At 34.5% G+C, this 2,129-nt stretch carries 5 protein-coding genes; 4 read left to right on the forward strand and 1 reads right to left on the reverse strand.

The window, feature by feature from the left end:
* From CBG25_RS03375 to CBG25_RS03390, 4 genes are all read left to right on the forward strand, one after another.
* Positions 1-166: transposase domain-containing protein (locus CBG25_RS03375; protein WP_290603847.1), on the forward strand; the 166-nt coding region annotated here is incomplete at its 5' end.
* A 233-nt stretch (positions 167-399) separates the two neighbouring features.
* Positions 400-1,290 carry a plasmid segregation protein ParM domain-containing protein gene (gene parM, locus CBG25_RS03380; protein WP_290604525.1) on the forward strand — a complete coding sequence of 297 codons (891 nt, stop codon included), beginning with the start codon at positions 400-402 and terminating at the stop codon, positions 1,288-1,290.
* A 20-nt stretch (positions 1,291-1,310) separates the two neighbouring features.
* Positions 1,311-1,658: a plasmid partitioning/stability family protein gene (locus tag CBG25_RS03385; RefSeq protein WP_290604521.1), complete on the forward strand. Its 348-nt coding sequence runs from the start codon at positions 1,311-1,313 to the stop codon at positions 1,656-1,658.
* A 48-nt stretch (positions 1,659-1,706) separates the two neighbouring features.
* Positions 1,707-1,883, forward strand: a complete 177-nt coding sequence (locus tag CBG25_RS03390) for a Rop family plasmid primer RNA-binding protein (RefSeq protein ID WP_290604523.1) — start codon at positions 1,707-1,709, stop codon at positions 1,881-1,883.
* Between the two features lie 70 nt (positions 1,884-1,953).
* On the opposite strand, the gene CBG25_RS21265 is transcribed toward CBG25_RS03390, so the two are convergent.
* On the reverse strand, positions 1,954-2,112 hold the full coding sequence (locus CBG25_RS21265; RefSeq protein WP_366212646.1) for a hypothetical protein: 159 nt from the start codon (positions 2,110-2,112) through the stop codon (positions 1,954-1,956).
* Positions 2,113-2,129 lie beyond the last annotated feature (17 nt).

Raw genomic sequence — 2,129 nt, forward strand, 5'->3', positions numbered from 1 at the left:
AGCGGGTGCTCATGCAAGTGCGCTATTGTACAGCCTGGTGGAAAGTGCACGTATCAATGGTCTTAACCCGTACGATTATCTTCTGGCATTGCTGACGTCGCTAAAATCCCCTGATGAAGATATAGACTGGAACGTACTGCTGCCCTGGAAAATTACCTTACCTTAAACCACTGTCGCTACCAATGTAAAAATGATCCACCAAGACACGAGTTTCGCACCAATAAAAAAACGCTCTATTTTTAAGTTTAATTCAGCATGATATATAAATAGTCAAAACCTTATAAATCAAATACAACTTATTGTAATTTAAGAAAATTTATGTTTTTTAGTAACTTGCAGATTAATCATTGCTTTTAAGCCATTTTTAGAATTTTATATGCCTGTGCGAAACTCGTGATAGTGACACATATATCACCGAATAGCTTTAAAGAAGGTTGGAATACTGAGATATTGAGTAATAATCCAGTATTCAATTATTTAGTTGATGATAAAAAATATACTTTCGATATCGGGAGTAGTTCTGTTATTGAAACAACGCATGTGTCCTACCAATACAGCGCGCTCAACCGACTCGCCATTCACCATGCGCTTTTAACTTCAGGTTTACTCCCTCAAGATATTGAGTTGACTGTGACGCTTCCTGTTACTGAATTCTTTACGGAAGATGCGCAAATTAACGAAAAGAATATTCAGCGAAAAAAAGAAAATATCTTAAAGAAAGTTAATATCAATAAAGGGGAAAACTTTAACATCGTTAACGTGATGGTGATGCCTGAGTCTATTCCGGCAGTGAGGGAAGTATTAATAAAAGATAAAATTTCTTCTTTAGAACGCAGCTTAATTGTTGATTTAGGTGGCACAACATTAGATTGCGCAGTAATTCAAGGTCTGTTAGACAATATTTCAGAAATTAAAGGTAATTCTGAAATAGGGGTATCAAAACTCACTAAATCTGTTATCAACGCCCTTTATCTAGCCTCATCTCCGAGTAGTTATTACATCGCCGATGAAATTATTAAAAATGTGAATAATATGGCGTTACTAAAAAAAGTCATTAATGACCCGAAAAAAATCACTCATATTACTGAAGTCGTGATTGAGGGTTCTAAAAATTTAGCGGACAGAGTTATCTCTGAGATTGAGAAAATTAATAATATTAATCGAATTTATTTAACAGGTGGGGGTGCTGAAATTATTTATTCTTATGTTAACGATTATTTCAAAAATCATAAGGTAGAGAAAATTTTCGAACCTCAATTAGCCTTAGTTAAAGCGATTGCTTTGTCTTAACTGAGTAAGGTTAAAACTTTATGAATAATAGTCGAAAAAAAATCACTGCTTACCTTCATCCTTCAATATATCAACACGATAAAAAGGCTATTGAGTTTATTGAAAACTTACCTAGTCAACTGAAAGGCGATTTTTATCGTCAAGCAATAATAACGGCGGCAGCCTTATCCCAGATTGATAGTCGTTTATTAGGATTGATTAGTACTTTCTATTCTAAAGAGTTTGATATTAATAATCTTTATTCAATTTTAGAACAGACAACAGGCAGAGAAAAAATCAGTCAATCTGTAGAACTTAAGCATGAGGTGACGAATGAATTTTCTTCTGAAAAAAATGTGTCCACGAGGTTATCAAATCTGAAAAGATAATTGGCGATATCAACTCTCTCATTAATGTATTAATTCCTTTAGCACACGATGAACAAACAAGAACTATCAGCACTGAATATGGCGGGTTTTATCAAAAGCCAAACATTAATACTCTTAGATAAGCTCAATCAACTTAATCTGGATGATTGTGCAGATGAGTGCGTAGATTTGCACTACATGGCAGAAGAACTTTATTTTAATTTGAAAAAAACACTGGAAAGATGATGACTCACTCTATTCTTTAAGCGTGTTGCTTAATAGTGAAATAAGGGTATTTCGGTGATTGAAGTAAATTTTAGGCTGTTCTGAGATGGAAATTCCAAAGACCGGCACTAAGGAGTAAAAAGGTATCATCAATAAAGGGTCTACGATTCCGTAAAATTTGGGTCATACAACCGAAGCGCTTGATACCCGCGATGGCGTGTTCAACCGTAATACGGATGCCCGAGATTATTTTATTTTCTTGTTTTT

Origin of the sequence: Arsenophonus sp. ENCA, from assembly GCF_002287155.1 — a bacterium.
Classification (GTDB): domain Bacteria; phylum Pseudomonadota; class Gammaproteobacteria; order Enterobacterales; family Enterobacteriaceae; genus Arsenophonus; species Arsenophonus nilaparvatae.